The organism is Streptomyces crystallinus (genome assembly GCF_039521265.1).
In the GTDB taxonomy this organism is placed as follows: Bacteria; Actinomycetota; Actinomycetes; order Streptomycetales; family Streptomycetaceae; genus Streptomyces; species Streptomyces crystallinus.
Map to the genome: position 1 here is coordinate 124,285 of NZ_BAAACA010000035.1, position 16,575 is coordinate 140,859.

13 protein-coding genes are annotated in these 16,575 nt (G+C 72.2%); 6 read left to right on the plus strand and 7 right to left on the minus strand.

All coding sequences use genetic code 11. The annotated features are described in order from the left end of the window. Positions 1–14 precede the first annotated feature (14 nt). Positions 15–839 (plus strand): CTP synthase C-terminal region-related (seleno)protein, encoded by an 825-nt coding sequence (locus tag ABD236_RS24725; RefSeq protein WP_344076906.1) that lies wholly within the window; start codon positions 15–17, stop codon positions 837–839. On the opposite strand, the gene mmsA is transcribed toward ABD236_RS24725, so the two are convergent. From mmsA to iolC, 5 genes are read right to left on the minus strand one after another with little or no spacing between them, the layout of a single operon-like run. Then, positions 749–2,251, minus strand: coding sequence for a CoA-acylating methylmalonate-semialdehyde dehydrogenase (gene mmsA / locus ABD236_RS24730; protein ID WP_344076909.1), 1,503 nt, complete (start codon positions 2,249–2,251; stop codon positions 749–751). The two genes, ABD236_RS24725 and mmsA, sit on opposite strands and share 91 nt — an antisense overlap. A 13-nt stretch (positions 2,252–2,264) precedes the next feature. Further along, positions 2,265–4,145: a 3D-(3,5/4)-trihydroxycyclohexane-1,2-dione acylhydrolase (decyclizing) gene (gene iolD, locus ABD236_RS24735; protein ID WP_344076912.1), complete on the minus strand. Its 1,881-nt coding sequence runs from the start codon at positions 4,143–4,145 to the stop codon at positions 2,265–2,267. Continuing rightward, positions 4,142–4,963 (minus strand): 5-deoxy-glucuronate isomerase, encoded by an 822-nt coding sequence (iolB, locus tag ABD236_RS24740; RefSeq protein ID WP_344076915.1) that lies wholly within the window; start codon positions 4,961–4,963, stop codon positions 4,142–4,144. Before iolB ends, iolD begins: the two co-directional genes overlap by 4 nt. 9 nt (positions 4,964–4,972) lie before the next feature. Continuing rightward, positions 4,973–5,872, minus strand: a complete 900-nt coding sequence (locus ABD236_RS24745) for a Cgl0159 family (beta/alpha)8-fold protein (RefSeq protein WP_344076917.1) — start codon at positions 5,870–5,872, stop codon at positions 4,973–4,975. After that, complete coding sequence (gene iolC / locus ABD236_RS24750) at positions 5,869–6,825, minus strand: 5-dehydro-2-deoxygluconokinase (protein WP_344076919.1); 957 nt, start codon at positions 6,823–6,825, stop codon at positions 5,869–5,871. The genes ABD236_RS24745 and iolC overlap by 4 nt, the downstream gene beginning before the upstream one ends. Positions 6,826–6,956: 131 nt before the next feature. Here iolC and ABD236_RS24755 point away from each other — a divergent pair, with 131 nt between their 5' ends. From ABD236_RS24755 to ABD236_RS24775, 5 genes are all read left to right on the plus strand, one after another. Continuing rightward, a complete protein-coding gene (locus ABD236_RS24755) occupies positions 6,957–7,859 on the plus strand; it encodes a sugar phosphate isomerase/epimerase family protein (protein ID WP_344076921.1) in 903 nt (300 codons plus the stop codon). Positions 7,860–7,863: 4 nt separating this feature from the next. Further along, a complete protein-coding gene (locus tag ABD236_RS24760; RefSeq protein WP_344076923.1) occupies positions 7,864–8,883 on the plus strand; it encodes a Gfo/Idh/MocA family protein in 1,020 nt (339 codons plus the stop codon). 265 nt (positions 8,884–9,148) lie between these two features. After that, complete coding sequence (locus ABD236_RS24765; RefSeq protein WP_344076925.1) at positions 9,149–9,352, plus strand: helix-turn-helix transcriptional regulator; 204 nt, start codon at positions 9,149–9,151, stop codon at positions 9,350–9,352. A gap of 128 nt (positions 9,353–9,480) precedes the next feature. Then, positions 9,481–9,792, plus strand: coding sequence for a heavy-metal-associated domain-containing protein (locus ABD236_RS24770; protein ID WP_344076927.1), 312 nt, complete (start codon positions 9,481–9,483; stop codon positions 9,790–9,792). 130 nt (positions 9,793–9,922) lie between these two features. Next, positions 9,923–12,190 carry a heavy metal translocating P-type ATPase gene (locus ABD236_RS24775; RefSeq protein WP_425543945.1) on the plus strand — a complete coding sequence of 756 codons (2,268 nt, stop codon included), beginning with the start codon at positions 9,923–9,925 and terminating at the stop codon, positions 12,188–12,190. A 477-nt stretch (positions 12,191–12,667) separates the two neighbouring features. On the opposite strand, the gene ABD236_RS24780 is transcribed toward ABD236_RS24775, so the two are convergent. Further along, positions 12,668–13,957: a citrate synthase gene (locus tag ABD236_RS24780; protein WP_344076932.1), complete on the minus strand. Its 1,290-nt coding sequence runs from the start codon at positions 13,955–13,957 to the stop codon at positions 12,668–12,670. 179 nt (positions 13,958–14,136) lie between these two features. After that, a complete protein-coding gene (gene recD2, locus ABD236_RS24785) occupies positions 14,137–16,353 on the minus strand; it encodes an SF1B family DNA helicase RecD2 (protein WP_344076934.1) in 2,217 nt (738 codons plus the stop codon). Positions 16,354–16,575 lie beyond the last annotated feature (222 nt).

Sequence of the window (16,575 nt, forward strand, 5' to 3'; positions counted from 1 at the left end):
TCGAGGATGGGGCCATGACGGAGAAAACGCAGCAAGCCGCGACCGCGCGGATCGCCCTCGTCGGCGACCGGTCCCCGGGCGTCCGCTCCCACGTCCGCATCCCGCGCCTGCTGGACGCCCTGCGCGAGCGCGACGGGCTCGACCTGGACGCGTACTGGATCCCCACCGACGAGGCGGCCGAGGGGCTCGCGGGGTTCGACGGGATCTGGCTGCTGCCTGGCAGCCCGTACCGCAGCGAGGCCGGGGCGGTGGCCGCCGCCCGCACCGCCCGCGAGGGCGGCGTCCCCTTCCTCGGCACCTGCGGCGGCTTCCAGCACGCGCTGCTCGAATACGCCCGCGCCGTGTGCGGGCTGAGCCATCTGCTGCACGCCGAGAACGACCCGGCGGCGCCGCCGGAGCAGACTCTGATCGTCCCGCTCGCCTGCTCGCTGGTCGGCCACGAGGGCACCGTCGAGCTGGCGCCGGGCTCACTGGCCCGGCAACTCCTGGGCGCCGAGCGGACGGTGGAGCGCTACCACTGCTCCTTCGGCCCCGACCCCCGGCACCTGGACACCCTGCGGGCGCACGGGCTGCGGTTCAGCGGCACGGACGGCGAGGGCGCCGTCCGCGTCGCCGAGCTGCCCGGCCACCCGTTCTTCCTGGCCACGCTCTTCCAGCCGGAGCTGTACGGGGACGGCACGCGGCCGCACCCCGTGGTGCGGGGCTTCGCGGCCGCGGCCGTGCGCCACGCCGGGCAGGCGCCGTCCGCTCAGTGGTTGCGCGGGAAGCCCAGGTCGACGCCCGAGGGGGCGTCCGAGGGGTCCGGCCAGCGGGTGGTGACGACCTTGCCGCGGGTGTAGAAGTGCGTGCCGTCGTTGCCGTAGATGTGGTGGTCGCCGAAGAGCGAGTCCTTCCAGCCGCCGAAGGAGTGGTAGCCCACCGGCACCGGGATCGGCACGTTGACGCCGACCATGCCGGCCTCGACCTCCAGCTGGAAGCGGCGGGCCGCGCCGCCGTCGCGGGTGAAGATCGCGGTGCCGTTGCCGAACGGCGAGGCGTTGATGAGCGCCAGGCCCTCGTCGTACGACTCCACGCGCAGCACGCACAGCACCGGGCCGAAGATCTCGTCCCGGTAGGCGTCGGCGGACGTCGGTACGTGGTCGAGCAGCGAGAGGCCGATCCAGTGGCCGTCCTCGTAGCCCTCGACGCTGTACCCGGTGCCGTCCAGGACGACCTCGCAGCCCTGCGCGGCGGCGCCCTCGACGTAGGAGGCGACCTTGTCGCGGTGGGCGGCTGTGATCAGCGGGCCCATCTCGGAGGTGGGGTCGTCGCCGGGGCCGATCTTGATCTTCTCGGCGCGCTCGCGGATCTTCGCCACCAGCTCGTCGCCGATCGCGCCCACCGCGACCACCGCCGAGATGGCCATGCAGCGCTCGCCCGCCGAGCCGTAGGCGGCCGAGACGGCGGCGTCGGCGGCCGCGTCCAGGTCGGCGTCCGGCAGGACCAGCATGTGGTTCTTGGCGCCGCCCAGCGCCTGGACGCGCTTGCCGTTGGCGGAGGCCGTGGTGTGGATGTACCGGGCGATCGGGGTGGAGCCGACGAAGGAGACAGCGGCCACGTCCGGGTGCTCCAGGAGCCGGTCGACGGCGACCTTGTCACCGTGCACCACGTTGAAGACGCCGTCGGGCAGCCCGGCCTCGGCCAGCAGCTCCGCGATCTTCATGGCGGCCGACGGGTCCTTCTCCGACGGCTTGAGGACGAAGGTGTTGCCGCAGGCGATGGCGAGCGGGAACATCCACATCGGCACCATGGCCGGGAAGTTGAACGGCGTGATGCCCGCGACGACGCCCAGCGGCTGGCGGATCGAGGAGACGTCCACGCGGCTGGCGACCTGCGTGGACAGCTCGCCCTTGAGCTGCACGGTGATGCCGCAGGCCAGGTCGACGATCTCCAGGCCGCGGGCGACCTCGCCGAGCGCGTCCGAGTGCACCTTGCCGTGCTCGGCGGTGATCAGCTCGGCGATCGCGTCGCGGTTGGCGTCGAGCAGCGCGCGGAACTTGAACAGCACCGTGGTGCGCTGGGCGAGGGACGACTGGCCCCAGGTCGTGTACGCCTCGCGGGCGGCGGCGACGGCCGCGTCCACCTCGTCCACGTTCGCGAAGGCGACCTTCGTCGTGACGGCGCCGGTCGCGGGGTCGGTGACCGGGCCGTACGAACCGGACGCGCCCTCGACAGCCTTGCCACCGATCCAGTGGTTGACGGTCTTCGTCATGACAGGAAACTCCTTAGAGATGGCGGCGTCGGGCTGCGACTTGCCGTTCGTACTCCTCGCGCGCCTCGACCGCCGACGAGCGGGTCGCGGTCTCGGCCACGGGAACATCCCACCACGCCTGCGCCGGGGGCGGGCCCGACACAGTGTCTGCCGTTTCGGTCTCGACGTAGACACATGTAGGGCGGTCCGCCCCACGGGCGGCAGCGAGGGCTTCGCGCAGGTCACGGATGGTCTTGGGGCGCAGTACGGCCATCCCGAGGGAGGCCGCGTTGGCCGCCAGGTCCACCGGGAGCGGCTCGCCCGTGCAGCCCCCGTCCGCCGCCCTGAAGCGGTACGCGGTGCCGTAGCGCTCACCGCCCACCGACTCCGAGAGGCCGCCGATCGAGGCGTACCCGTGGTTCTGGAGGATCACCACCTTGAGGGGCAGGTTCTCCTGCACGGCGGTGACGATCTCGGTCGGATTCATCAGATACGTGCCGTCGCCGACCAGCGCCCACACCGGGCGGCCGGGCGCGGCCAGGGCCACCCCGATCGCCGCCGGGATCTCGTATCCCATGCAGGAGTAGCCGTACTCGACGTGGTACTGGTCGCGCGAGCGGGTCCGCCAGAGCTTGTGCAGATCGCCCGGGAGCGAGCCCGCCGCGTTGATCAGGATGTCGTCGCCGGTGACCAACGTGTCGAGTGCGCCGAGGACTTGGGCCTGGGTGGGGCGGGCGTCCTCGGTGGCCGGGGCGTAGGCGGCGGTGACCCGCTCCTCCCAGGCGGCCTTCGCCTCGCCGTACGCGGCCGGGTAGGCGGGGTCCACGCGGTGCCCGCCGAGGGCCTCGGTGAGCGCCTGGAGCCCCACGCGCGCGTCCGCGACGACTTGCAGACCGCCCATCTTGTGGGCGTCGGCGCCGTTGACGTTGATGCTCGCGAAGCGGACGTCCGGATGCCGGAACAGGGTCGAGGAGGCGGTGGTGAAGTCGGTCCAGCGGGTGCCGACCCCGAGGACGACGTCGGCGGTGCGCGCCAGTTCGTCGGCGGTGGCCGTGCCCGTGTGGCCGATGCCGCCCACGTCGCAGGGGTGGTCGTACGGCAGCGAGCCCTTGCCCGCCTGGGTCGAGGCGACCGGGATGCCGGTCCGCTCGGCGAAGCGGCGCAGGGCTTCCTCGGCGCGGGCGTGGTGGACGCCGCCGCCCGCCACGAGCAGCGGGCGCCGCGCGCCGCGCAGCAGCTCGACGGCCGCGTCCAGCTCGCGTGGGTCGGGCGGCGCGGCCCGCACCTGCCACACCCGCCGCCGGAAGAACTCCTCCGGCCAGTCGTACGCCTCCGCCTGCACGTCCTGCGGCAGCGCCAGGGTGACCGCGCCGGTCCTGGCCGGGTCCGCGAGCACGCTCATCGCGGCGAGCGCGGCCGGGATCAGCGCCTCGGGCCGGGTGATCCGGTCGAAGTAGCGGGACACCGGGCGCAGACAGTCGTTGACCGACACATCGCCCGCGTACGGCACTTCGAGCTGCTGGAGGACCGGGTCGGCCGGGCGCGAGGCGAAGACGTCGCCGGGCAGCAGCAGGACCGGGAGGTGGTTGACGGTCGCCAGGGCCGCGCCCGTGACCAGGTTGGTGGCGCCCGGCCCGATCGAGGTGGTCACCGCGTGCGCCGAGAGCCGGCCCGACTGGCGGGTGTAGCCGACGGCCGCGTGCACCATGGCCTGTTCGTTGCGGCCCTGGTGGAACGGCATGTCGCTGCCGGGTTCCAGGAGCGCCTGGCCGATCCCGGCGACGTTGCCGTGGCCGAAGATGCCCCAGGTGGCGGTGATCAGGCGCTGCTCGGTGCCGGCCCGGGCGGTGTACTGGCGGGAGAGAAAGGCGAGCAGCGCCTGCGCGGTGGTCAGTCGCCTGGTCGTACCGCTCATCGGTAACCCTCCGCGTGATCGGGGTGGAAGCTGATGCGCCACTCGCGTTCCTCGCCGGGCCCCGCCATCACGTTCAGGTAGTACATGGGGTGCCCGGGCGCGGCGATCGAGGGGCCGTGCCAGCCGTCGGGGACGAGCACGGCGTCCCCGGCGCGGACCTCGGCGAGCACGTCGGCGCCGCCCGGCCGCGACGGCGACACGCGCTGGTAGCCGAAGCCGTTCGGGGTCGCGAACTCGAAGTAGTAGATCTCCTCCAGCTCCGACTCCCGCCCGGGCACGTGCTCGTCGTGCTTGTGCGGCGGATAGGAGGACCAGTTGCCGCCCGGGGTGATCACCTCGACGGCGATGAGGCGGTCGCAGGCGAAGGCGTCGGCGGCGGCGAAGCCCCGCACCTCGCGGGCGCTCACCCCCGAGCCGCGCTGTTCCACGGGCACCTCCGGCGCGGGGCCGTGACGAGCGGGGAGTCGGCGCTCGCATCTCGCTCCTGCCAGGGCGAAGCGGCCTCCCGCGCCGGAGGCGATCTGTGCGTGGGCGTCGCGCGGGAGATAGGCGAAGTCGCTGACTTTGGCGAACACGCTCTCCCTGCCCAGCAGTTCCAGGGCCAGACCATCCACTTGTACAGTACAGCTACCACTGAGGGGCAGCAGGATCCACTCGCTGTCGCCGGTGGCGAAGGAGTGCTCCCCGCCCGGCGCCAGCTCCAGCACCCGCAGCGCCGAGTACCCCCAGCCGGCCCGCTCGGGGCCGATGTCGAGGGCGTACGCCTCACGGGCGGCGGATCCGGCCCGTACGAACAGCTCGTCCTTGTGCGCGTCCATGCCCGATCCCTACCCCTTCAGCAGCCCGGCGGCGATGTCGACCGCGCCCGCCACGTCGCCGTCGGCCGGATAGAGCAGGGTGCGCCCGGCCACCAGCCCCCGCACGGTGGGCAGTCGCAGCGCGCCGCGCCACTTCTCGTACGCCGCCTCCTGTTCCCCCGGCGTCTTGCCGATGTCCCCGCCGAGCAGCACGGCGGGCAGTGTGGTGGTCGCCATCACCCGCTCCATGGCGTCGGGGTCCTCGGTGACGGGCACCTTCAGCCAGGTGTACGCCGAGGTGCCGGCCAGTCCCGAGGCGATGGCGAGCGAGCGCGTCACCGCGGCCGCACTGAGATCGTTGTACAGCCGTCCGTCGCGGCGGTGACAGATGAACGGCTCCACGAAGACGGGGAGTCGACGCTCCGCCATCTCGTCGACGGCGCGGGCGGCCGAGTGCAGCGTGCTGAGCGAGCCGGGGTCGTCGTAGTCCAGGCGCAGCAGCAGCTTGCCCGCGTCGAAGCCGAGCCGGGCGAGGTCCTGGGCGCGGTGGCCGGTGAAGCGGTCGTCCAGCTCGAAGGCGGCGCCGGCGAGCCCGCCCCGGTTCATCGAGCCCATCACGACCTTGTCCTCCAGGGCCCCCAGGAGCAGCAGGTCCTCCAGGATGTCCGCGCTGGCGAGCACCCCGTCGACGCCGGGCCGGGACAGCGCCAGACAGAGCCGTTCGAGCAGGACCGAGCGGTCGGCCATGGCGAACGGGTCGTCGCCCACACCGAGCGCGCCCCGGGCCGGGTGGTCGGCCGCGACGATCAGCAGCCGTCCGGCGCCCCGGACCAGCGGACGCCGGGTCCGCCGGGCAGCCGCCTCCGCGACGGCCTCGGGTTCGCTGCTGCGCAGCCGGGCGAGCTCGCCGGGGCTGATGCGGATGCTCACGCCGTCCCTCCCGCCAGTACGCGCTCGACCTCGGCCGGGCCGGGCATCGCGGAGGAGCAGGCGAGGCGGGAGGCGACGATGGCGCCGGCGGCGTTGGCGTACCGCATCAGCCGCTCGGTGTCCCAGCCGGACAGCAGCCCGTGGCAGAGGGCGCCGCCGAACGCGTCCCCGGCGCCGAGCCCGTTGACCACCTCGACGGGCACGGGCGCCACCTCGGCGGCGCCGCCGTCCCGGTGCACGGCGAGCACGCCCTTCGGCCCCTGTTTGACCACGGCGAGCTCCACCCCGGCCGCGAGCAGCGCGCGGGCGGCGGCGAGCGGTTCGCGCTCCCCGGTGGCCACCTCGCACTCCTCCAGGTTGCCGACGGCCACGGTGGCGTGGCGCAGGGCCTCGCGGTAGTGGGGGCGCGCCTCGTCCGGGTCCGTCCAGAACATGGGCCGCCAGTCCAGGTCGAAGACCGTGGTGCCTCGGCCCGCCCGGGCGGCCAGCGCCGCGAGCGTGGTGGACCGGCTCGGTTCGACGCTCAGGCCCGTGCCGGTGACCCAGAAGATCCGGGCCGCGCGGATCGCGTCCAGATCGAGGTCCGCCTCGTACAGCTCCAGGTCGGGGGCCTTGGGGGCGCGGTAGAAGTACAGCGGGAAGTCGTCCGGCGGGAAGATCTCGCAGAAGGTGAGCGGGGTCGCCAGGCCCGGCACGCTCTTCACCCAGCGCGCGTCGACCCCGAACCCGCCCAGCTCCGCGCGCAGATACTCCCCGAAGGGGTCCTCGCCGGTGCCGGTGACGACGGCCGTGCGGCGCCCAAGCCGGGCCGCCGCGACCGCCACGTTGGAGGGCGAGCCGCCGAGGAACTTGCCGAACGACGTCACCTTCGCGAGTGGCACGCCGGTCTGGAGCGGGTAGAGGTCCACCCCGATCCGCCCCATGGTGATCACGTCGTACGGATCCGCCTCCATGCACGCCCCCTTCGTCAGCGCCCCGTGGAGCTCCCAGGTCTAGCCGCCCCGCCCCGGCCCTGTCAATCTTTTGTCCTGACATTCGGACGTAGTCTTGACACCGTTCCGGCGGCCCGGCGAGTCTGGCTCCCATGACGACGGCCAAGACCCGCATCCGGATCGGCTCTGCCCCCGACTCCTGGGGCGTCTGGTTCCCCGACGACCCCCGCCAGGTCCCCTGGACCCGCTTCCTCGACGAGGTCGCCGGGGCCGGGTACGGGTGGATCGAACTCGGACCGTACGGCTATCTCCCCACCGACCCGGCCCGCCTCGCCGACGAGACCGCGCGCCGGAACCTGCGCGTCTCGGCCGGGACCGTGTTCACCGGGCTGCACCACGGCCCGGCGGTGTGGGACACCACCTGGGAGCACGTGGCGGACGTGGCCGAGCTGACCCGGGCCACCGGCGCCGGGCACCTGGTCGTCATCCCGGCGTTCTGGCGCGACGACAAGACCGGCGAGGTCCTGGAGAGCTCGACGCTCAGCGCGGCGCAGTGGCGCGACCTCGCCGGGCAGACCGAGCGGCTCGCCCGCGAGGTGCGCGAGCGGTACGGGCTGCGGATCGTCGTCCACCCGCACGCCGACACCCATGTCGACAGCGAGGAGAACGTCGCCCGCTTCCTCGACGCCACCGACCCCGACCTGGTCGGCCTCTGCCTGGACACCGGGCACTACGCCTACTGCGGCGGCGACAGCGTCAAGCTGATCGAGACCTACGGGGAGCGGATCGGCTATCTGCACCTCAAGCAGGTGGACCCGGACGTGCTGGCCCAGGTGCACGCCGAGCAGCTGCCGTTCGGGCCGGCCGTGGCGCGCGGGGTGATGTGCGAGCCGCCCGCCGGGGTGCCGGCCCTCGAACCGGTGCTGGCCGCGGCGCAGGCCCTCGACGTGGACCTGTTCGCGATCGTGGAGCAGGACATGTACCCGTGCGACCCGGACCGCCCGCTGCCCATCGCCACGCGCACCCGCGCCTTCCTGCGCTCCTGCGGGGCGTGAGCCGATGCCCTCCGCACCGCTCGGGATCGCCGTCGTCGGCACCGGGAAGATGGGCGCCGACCACGTGCGCCGCCTCACCTCCGTGATCGGCGGGGCCCGGGTCGCCGCCGTCGCCGACGTCGACGCGGAGCGCGCCAAGGACGTGGCGGGCCCGATCGACGGCTGCACCGCCCACACCGACCCGGCTGCCGCGATGGCCGCGCCGGGCGTCGACGCGGTCCTGATCGCCTCCTCGGGCCCGGCCCACGAGAGCGCGCTCCTGGAGGCGTTCCGGCGCGGTCTGCCCGTGCTGTGCGAGAAGCCGCTCACCCCGGACCCGGGCGGCGCCCTGCGCGTCCTGGAGGCCGAGACCCGGCTCGGGCGGCGTCTGACGCAGGTGGGCTTCATGCGGCGCTACGACGCCGAGTACGTACGGCTGAAGGCGCTGCTCGACGAGGGCGGGCTGGGGCGGCCGCTGTTCCTGCACTGCCGCCACCGCAACGCCTCCTCCCCCTCGTTCTTCACCACCGAGATGCTGATCCGCGACTCCGTGGTGCACGAGGTCGACGCGGCCCGCTGGCTGCTCGGCCAGGAGCTCACCGCCGTCCAGGTGCTGCGCCCGCGCCCCTCCTCGTACGCCCCGGAGGGCCTGGGCGACCCCCAGCTGGTGCTGTTCGAGACGGCCGGCGGGGCGGTCGTGGACGTGGAGATCTTCGTCAACTGCGGCTTCGGGTACGAGGTGCGCTGCGAGGCCGTCTGCGAGCGCGGGGCCGCCTCGACCGGCGCCGGGACCGGCCCGGTCGTCCGCTCCGGCGGGCGCTGGGGCGGCGAGCTCCCGCAGGACTTCACGGCCCGCTTCGCCGACGCGTACGACCGCGAGGTGCAGGCGTGGGTGGACGCCACCCGGCGCGGGGACGTCGAGGGCCCGAGCACCTGGGACGGCTATATGGCGGCCGTGGTCTGCGAGGCGGGGGTGCGGGCCCAGCGCTCGGGCGAGCGGGTGCCGGTGGAGCCGGCCCTCGAACGGCCGGGGCTCTACGCGTAGGGCGGGGCCCGAGGCACCAGGAGGGGGTGGGGGATGTCCGGTCCCGCACCCCCTCTCCCCTTCCTCACCTCTGTCACAACCGTCCCCTTCCCGTCACACATGTCTCAGTTACGCGGGTCTTGCGTCACAGAGGGTCGACAGCCACACCCCCGCCTTCACGCTCCGTCGTTCAACGGGCACAGGCTGAGTGATCGTCAAGTCCCGCGCCCAGCTCCCCCGACGGCCGCCAGACCGCCGCTGCGGCGCACGCAGGGAGGTGCCCACCATGACCGACCGACGGCTCTGGTCGTACAAGGAGATCGCCGCACACATCCGGGTACAGCCGGACACGGTCCGCTCGTACCGCAAACACGGACTGCTGCCCGCGCCCGACCTCACCGAGAACGGCAAGCCCTTCTGGTACGCCGACACCATCCGCGCCTGGGTCGCGCGCCGCCCGGGGAACCGCAGCCGCAGGGCGAACGACTGACTGAGGAGCGGCGAGGGGGTACTGGATTTATACCCCCCAGGGGTATAACGTGGAGCCGTCAGGCGGTCCCGGCCTTCCCGTGACCCCCTGGTGCACCATGGATCCGTACCCCCGAAGAGGAGAACCCCATGACCGCCGAGACCGAAGCCGCCGCCACCACGACCGGCTCCTGCTGCTCGCCCGCCGGCTCCTGCCACAGCGAGGGCCCGGCCGACGTGCGGGTCGGCTCCGTCACCACCGTCTACAAGGTCTCCGGCATGACCTGCGGACACTGCGAGGGCGCCGTGTCGGGCGAGATCGGCGAGATCGCCGGCGTCGGTTCGGTCAAGGCCGTCGCCTCGACCGGCGAGGTGACGGTGGTGTCGGCCGCGCCGCTGGACGACGAGGCCGTGCGCGCGGCGGTCGACGAGGCCGGCTTCGAGCTGGTCGGCCGGGCCTGAACGGCCCGATCTTCCTCTTCCGGGCCGTACGACCAGCGCATCCGCGCCGTACGGCCCGGTCTCTTTTTCAGGAGCCCACGTGGAGACGAACACGGTGGAAACGAACACGGTCGAACTGACCATCGGCGGTATGACCTGTGCCTCGTGCGCGGCCCGTATCGAGAAGAAGCTGAACCGGCTGGACGGGGTCGAGGCGAGCGTCAACTACGCCACCGAGAAGGCCAAGGTCGCCTTCGCCGACGGGGTCGAGGTGGCGGGCCTGGTCGCGACGGTCGTCAAGATGGGGTACACCGCCGAGTCACTGGCACCGCCCCCGCCACAGCCCCCGCCGCCCGCGGTGGACCGGCCGCGGCGGGAGGCGGCCGGAGAGGACCGGCCGGAGCCGCCCGCGCCCCGCGCCGACGCGCGGGCGGACGCGGCGGGCGCCGCCGAGAGCCGGGCCGCGCAGGCGCTCGCCGCGCTGCGCCAGCGGCTCCAGGTCTCCGCCCTGCTGGCCGCGCCCGTGGTGCTGCTCGCCATGGTCCCCTCGCTCCAGTTCGACAACTGGCAGTGGCTGAGCCTCACGCTCGCCGCGCCCGTGGTCGTCTGGGGCGGACTGCCCTTCCACCGGGCCGCCTGGACCAATCTGCGCCACGGCTCGGCCACCATGGACACCCTGGTCTCCGTGGGCACCCTCGCCGCCTTCCTCTGGTCGCTGTGGGCGCTGTTCTTCGGTGACGCGGGGATGCCCGCGATGCGCCACGGCTTCGACGCCACGGTCAGCCGCGCGGACGGCGCCTCCACCATCTACCTGGAAGTCGCCGCGGGCGTCGTCACCTTCATCCTGCTCGGCCGCTATCTGGAGGCCCGCTCCAAGCGCAAGGCCGGCTCCGCCCTGCGGGCGCTGCTCGAACTCGGCGCCAAGGACGTGGCCGTCCTGCGCGACGGCGGCGAAGTACGCGTGCCCGTCGGCGAGTTGCGGGTCGGCGACCGGTTCGTGGTGCGGCCCGGCGAGACCGTCGCGACCGACGGCACGGTCGTTCAGGGCGCGTCCGCCGTGGACACCTCCATGCTGACCGGCGAGTCCGTCCCGGTCGACGTGGGCGCGGGCGACGGCGTCACCGGCGCCACCGTCAACGTCGGCGGGCGTCTGGTCGTCGAGGCGACCCGGGTCGGCGCCGACACCCAGCTGGCCCGGATGGCCCGCCTCGTGGAGGACGCGCAGAACGGCAAGGCCGAGGTCCAGCGCCTCGTCGACCGCATCTCCGGCGTCTTCGTGCCGATCGTGCTGCTGGTCTCGCTCGCCACCCTGGTGGCCTGGCTGCTCGCCACCGACGACATCACCGCGTCCTTCACGGCCGCCGTCGCGGTCCTGATCATCGCCTGCCCGTGCGCGCTGGGGCTGGCGACCCCGACCGCGCTGATGGTCGGCACCGGCCGGGGCGCCCAGCTCGGCATCCTCATCAAGGGCCCCGAGGTCCTGGAGTCCACCCGCCGCGTCGACACCGTCGTCCTGGACAAGACCGGCACGGTCACCACGGGCCGGATGAGCCTGTACGACGTGTACGCGGCCGAGGGCGCCGACGACAAGGAGCTCCTGCGGTACGCCGGCGCCCTGGAGCATGCCTCCGAGCACCCCATCGCCCGCGCGATCGCGGAGGGCGCCACCGAGCAGGTGGGCGAGCTGCCCGTGCCGGAGTCCTTCCGGAACCTGCCCGGGCGCGGGGTCGAGGGCGTCGTCGAGGGGCACACCGTCTTCGTGGGCCGGGGCGTCGAACTGCCCGCCTCCCTCGCCGCCGCCAAGGAGGCCGCGGAGGCCGAGGGCCGCACGGCGGTCGTGGTGGCCTGGGACGGGAGTGCCAGGGGCGTGCTGACCGTCGCCGACGCGGTGAAGGAGACCAGCGCCGAGGCGGTGTCCCTGCTGCGCGGTCTGGGGCTGCGGCCGGTGCTGCTGACCGGGGACAACCGGGCGGTGGCCGAGTCGGTGGCGGCCCGGGTCGGGATCGCCGCCGAGGACGTGCACGCCGAGGTGCTGCCCGAGGACAAGGTCGACGTGGTCAAGCGGCTCCAGGCCGAGGGCCGTTCGGTGGCGATGGTGGGTGACGGCGTCAACGACGCGGCCGCGCTGGCCACCGCCGATCTGGGACTGGCGATGGGCACCGGGACGGACGCGGCGATAGAGGCGTCCGACCTGACCCTCGTTCGGGGGGATCTGCGGGTCGCCGCCGACGCCATCCGGCTCTCCCGGCGGACCCTGTCGACCATCAAGGGCAACCTGTTCTGGGCCTTCGGCTACAACGTGGCCGCGGTTCCGCTGGCCGCGGCGGGCCTGCTGAACCCTATGATCGCGGGCGCGGCTATGGCGTTCTCATCCGTCTTCGTGGTAACCAACAGCCTACGGTTGCGCTCCTTCACCTGATCTCCACAAAGAGAGCTAGATCACAGAGATGATGAGGTAACCATCGGGCCGGTTCGGGAGTCTAAGTGGTCGATGCCGAGGACGTCTTGGGGGATGTCCATGGAATGTCTTGGGGGACGTTCCAGGCAGCGCGTTGGCCGGGGCACGTACAACGGGAAGCTTTGAGCGGCCCACCCGTGACGTACGTACCCCGGCAGACCGCCGGACTCCCGGCCGGATCCCGTGGGGGGAATCCGCACCGGGTATAGGGGAAGCGCCCCGCCCGCCAACCCGTGGGGGGATTGGTGGGCGGGGCGCTTCTATGTCTTTTTGGGGCTCGGTTCGCCTCCGGGGCGCAAAAGCCTGTGTCGAGAGCCCGATCGTGCTCGACCCTCCTTCGTCGGGCCTCCGCGCGTTCGGTCTCTCGACACAGGCGCGCCCCTTCGGCTCACTCGCCGGGGGTCGGGCGCATCCCCTCGGGCACCGCGGCCGAAGGGCTCAGCGAGCCTCGACGGGGACGAAGTCGCGGAGGACCTCACCCGTGTAGATCTGGCGCGGGCGGCCGATACGGGAGCCCGGCTCCTTGATCATCTCGTGCCACTGGGCGATCCAGCCCGGCAGCCGGCCCAGCGCGAACAGGACCGTGAACATCTCGGTCGGGAAGCCCATCGCGCGGTAGATCAGACCCGTGTAGAAGTCCACGTTCGGGTACAGGTTGCGCGAGACGAAGTAGTCGTCGGAGAGCGCGTGCTCCTCCAGCTTCAGCGCGATGTCGAGCAGCTCGTCGGACTTGCCGAGGGCCGACAGGACGTCGTGCGCGGCAGCCTTGATGATCTTCGCGCGCGGGTCGAAGCTCTTGTAGACCCGGTGGCCGAAGCCCATCAGACGGACGCCGTCCTCCTTGTTCTTCACCTTGCGGATGAAGGAGTCGACGTCGCCGCCGTTGGCCTGGATGCCTTCCAGCATCTCCAGGACCGACTGGTTGGCGCCACCGTGCAGGGGGCCCCACAGGGCGCTGATGCCGGCCGAGATCGAGGCGAACATGTTCGCCTGCGAGGAGCCGACCAGGCGCACGGTGGAGGTCGAGCAGTTCTGCTCGTGGTCCGCGTGCAGGATGAGCAGCTTGTCGAGCGCCGAGACGACGACCGGGTCCAGCTCGTACTCCTGCGCCGGGACCGAGAACGTCATCCGCAGGAAGTTCTCGACGTAGCCGAGGTCGTTGCGCGGGTAGACGAACGGGTGGCCGATCGACTTCTTGTACGCGTACGCCGCGATCGTCGGGAGCTTGGCGAGCAGCCGGATCGTCGAGAGGTGGCGCTGCTTCTCGTCGAACGGGTTGTGGCTGTCCTGGTAGAAGGTGGACAGCGCGGAGACGACCGAGGACAGCATGGCCATCGGGTGGGCGTCGCGCGGGAAGCCGTCGAAGAAGCGCTTGACGTCCTCGTGCAGCAGCGTGTGCTGGGTGATCTCGCTCTTGAACGTCGCCTGCTGGTCGACCGTCGGCAGCTCGCCGTTGATGAGCAGGTAGGCGACCTCCAGGAAGGTCGAGCGCTCGGCGAGCTGCTCGATGGGGTAGCCGCGGTAGCGCAGGATGCCCTGCTCGCCGTCGAGGTAGGTGATGGCGGATTTATAGGCGGCGGTATTGCCGTATCCGCTGTCCAGGGTCACGAGACCGGTCTGGGCCCGGAGCTTCCCGATGTCGAAGCCCTTGTCGCCGACGGTGCTGTCGATCACCGGGTAGGTGTACTCGCCATCGCCGAACCGCAGTACTACAGAGTTGTCGCTCACGTCATCCCTCACCGACGTAGTGCCTCTTCTTCGAGGTGCCCTGACTGTCTCTACCATCCCCCATTTGGCTCAGCAGAGTGCACTCGGGGTCGCCCATTGGGCTTATTAGCGGCACTCAGTGCCGTCAACCTGCTCATCCTGCCCCCTTCGCCCCGGTTCTGGAAGCCCCAGGTGATGTTTCACACCAAAACACCCCCTGCCAGCCGGTGAGCGAGTGCGGTAAAGCGTCTGCCTGCGGAAACCGTACGCACCGCCTGGCCGATCGCCTTGCGGGACCCCACCAGCACGACGAGTTTTCTGGCGCGGGTGACCGCCGTGTAGAGCAGGTTCCGCTGGAGCATCATCCAGGCGCCGGTGGTGACCGGGATCACCACGGCGGGATATTCACTGCCCTGCGAGCGGTGGATCGTCACCGCGTACGCATGGGCCAGCTCGTCCAGTTCGTCGAAGTCGTACGGCACCTCCTCGTCCTCGTCCGTCAGCACCGTCAGACGCTGCTCGTCCGGGTCGAGCGCGGTCACCACGCCGACGGTGCCGTTGAAGACACCGTTCTTTCCCTTCTCGTAATTGTTCCGGATCTGGGTGACCTTGTCGCCCACCCGGAACACCCTTCCGCCGAACCGCTTCTCGGGCAGATCGGGGCGGGCCGGGGTGATGGCCTGCTGGAGCAGGCCGTTGAGGTTCCCGGCGCCCGCCGGGCCACGGTGCATGGGGGCGAGCACCTGGACGTCGCGCCGGGGGTCGAGGCCGAACTTGGCGGGGATGCGCCGCGCCGCCACGTCCACCGTGAGCCGGCCGGCGTCCTCGGTCTCCTCCTCCACGAAGTGGAAGAAGTCGCTGAGGCCCTGGGTGAGCGGGGGGAGGCCGGAGTTGATGCGGTGGGCGTTGGTGACCACACCGGACTGCTGGGCCTGGCGGAAGATCCTGGTCAGCCGGACGCGCGGGACCGGGCCGCCCTCGGCGAGCAGATCCCGCAGCACCTCGCCCGCGCCGACCGAGGGCAGCTGGTCCACGTCCCCGACCATCAGCAGATGCGCGCCCGGGGCGACCGCCTTCACCAGCTTGTTGGCGAGCAGCAGATCGAGCATCGAGGCCTCGTCGACCACCACCAGGTCGGCGTCGAGCGGACGGTCCTTGTCGTACGCCGCGTCGCCGCCCGGCTTCAGTTCGAGCAGGCGGTGCACGGTGGACGCCTCGGCCCCGGTGAGCTCGGCGAGCCGCTTGGCGGCGCGGCCGGTGGGCGCGGCCAGCACCACCTTCGCCTTCTTGGCGCGGGCCAGCTCCACCACCGAGCGCACGGTGAAGGACTTGCCGCAGCCGGGGCCGCCGGTGAGCACCGCGACCTTGCTGGTCAGGGCGAGCCGCACGGCCTCCTGCTGCTCGGGGGCGAGCTCGGCGCCGGTGCGCCCCGCGAGCCAGGACAGGGCCCGGTCCCAGTCCACGTCCTGGAAGCCCGGCATCCGGTCCTCGCCGGTGCGCAGCAGCCGGACGACCTGGGCGGCCAGGGAGAGCTCGGCGCGGTGGAAGGGGACCAGATAGACGGCGTTGACCCGCTCGGCCCCGCCCGGCGGACCGGGGACCGGCTCGCGGACGACGCCCTCCTCGGCGACCAGCTCGCCCAGGCAGTCGATCACCAGGCCCATGTCGACCTGGAGGAGCTTGACCGAGTCCGCGATCAGCTGCTCCTCGGGCAGGAAGCAGTGGCCCTGGTCGGTGGACTGGCTCAGTGCGTACTGCAAGCCGGCCTTCACTCGCTCCGGGCTGTCGTGCGGGATGCCGACGGCCTGGGCGATGCGGTCGGCGGTGAGGAAGCCGATGCCCCAGACGTCGGCCGCCAGCCGGTAGGGCTGGTTCTTCACCACGGAGATCGAGGCGTCCTCGTACTTCTTGTAGATGCGCACGGCGATGGAGGTGGAGACGCCGACGCCCTGGAGGAAGACCATGACCTCCTTGATGGCCTTCTGCTCCTCCCAGGCGGCGCCGATGAGCTTGGTCCGCTTGGGGCCCAGGCCCGGCACCTCCACCAGGCGCCCCGGGTGCTGCTCGATGATGTCGAGGGTGTCCGTGCCGAAGTGCTCCACGATGCGGTCGGCGATGCGGGGGCCGATGCCCTTGATCAGGCCGGAGCCGAGATAGCGCCGGATGCCCTGGATGGTGGCGGGCAGGACCGTCGTGTAGTTCTCCACCGTGAACTGCTTGCCGTACTGCGGGTGGGAGCCCCAGCGGCCCTCCATCCGCAGCGACTCGCCCGGCTGCGCGCCGAGCAGCGAGCCGACCACCGTGAGGAGATCGCCACCGCCGCGGCCGGTGTCGACCCGGGCCACGGTGTAGCCGTTCTCCTCGTTGGCGTAGGTGATCCGCTCAAGGACCCCTTCGAGCACCGCGAGATTGGACATGATCCGACGCTACCGGTGGGCTCGGACACCGCGGGATGCCTGTGGATAACTTTCCGCGCATGGGCGGGGGTTGGCCGGGGGCCGGGTGGCTGCGGGCCCGCGGGCGGCGGTGCGGCTGTGCGCAGGTGCGGCCGTGCGGCGGGCCGGGAACTCAAGGGGGCCCGGTCCGTATGACCGGGCCCCTCGATTCCCTCCCCTTTTCCCTCCCCTGCCGGCGTCCCC